Source organism: Massilia sp. MS-15, assembly GCF_020176695.1.
GTDB lineage: Bacteria > Pseudomonadota > Gammaproteobacteria > Burkholderiales > Burkholderiaceae_D > Telluria > Telluria hydrophila.
The window spans coordinates 1-1,113 of record NZ_JAIWIA010000081.1; the positions used below are offsets into that span (position 1 = coordinate 1).

The 1,113-nt window shown below is 50.9% G+C and carries 2 rRNA genes; both read right to left on the reverse strand.

The window, feature by feature from the left end:
* Positions 1–10: 10 nt before the first annotated feature.
* Positions 11–123 (reverse strand): 5S ribosomal RNA (rrf, locus tag LCI23_RS20270).
* Positions 124–263: 140 nt separating this feature from the next.
* Positions 264–1,113 (reverse strand): 23S ribosomal RNA (locus tag LCI23_RS20275); the annotation flags it as partial.

A 1,113-nucleotide genomic window follows, 5' to 3' on the forward strand; every position in this document is an offset into this window, starting at 1 on the left:
CATATAACTAGCCTGACGATAACCTACTTTCACACTGGTTGCAGCACTATCATCGGCGCAAAGTCGTTTCACGGTCCTGTTCGGGATGGGAAGGGGTGGGACCGACTTGCTATGGTCATCAGGCTTTGACTTGTCTGAGCTTTTACCATTCGGTAAAAAACTCACAATCCGGGAAGAAGTATCGTTCTTTTTATTCTTGGGGTAGTTTGTATCAACAAACTGCAGCTGTATTTCTTGACTCGTCTATAGCCTACCAAGGTTATAGGGACAAGCCGTACGGGCAATTAGTACTGGTTAGCTTAATGCATTACTGCACTTCCACACCCAGCCTATCAACGTCCTGGTCTCGAACGACCCTTCAAGGAGCTCAAGGCTCCGGGAAATCTCATCTCAAGGCAAGTTTCCCGCTTAGATGCTTTCAGCGGTTATCTCTTCCGAACTTAGCTACCCGGCAATGCCACTGGCGTGACAACCGGTACACCAGAGGTTCGTCCACTCCGGTCCTCTCGTACTAGGAGCAGCCCCCTTCAAATTTCCAACGCCCACGGCAGATAGGGACCAAACTGTCTCACGACGTTTTAAACCCAGCTCACGTACCACTTTAAATGGCGAACAGCCATACCCTTGGGACCGGCTACAGCCCCAGGATGTGATGAGCCGACATCGAGGTGCCAAACTCCCCCGTCGATATGAACTCTTGGGAGGAATCAGCCTGTTATCCCCAGAGTACCTTTTATCCGTTGAGCGATGGCCCTTCCATACAGAACCACCGGATCACTATGTCCTACTTTCGTACCTGCTCGACTTGTCGGTCTCGCAGTTAAGCACGCTTATGCCATTGCACTATTAGCACGATGTCCGACCGTACCTAGCGTACCTTCGAACTCCTCCGTTACACTTTAGGAGGAGACCGCCCCAGTCAAACTGCCTACCATACACTGTCCCCGACCCGGATAACGGGCCAAGGTTAGAACCTCAAACGAACCAGGGTGGTATTTCAAGGATGGCTCCACGAGAACTGGCGTCCCCGCTTCAAAGCCTCCCACCTATCCTACACAGATTGGTTCAAAGTCCAATGTAAAGCTACAGTAAAGGTTCATGGGGTCTTTCCGT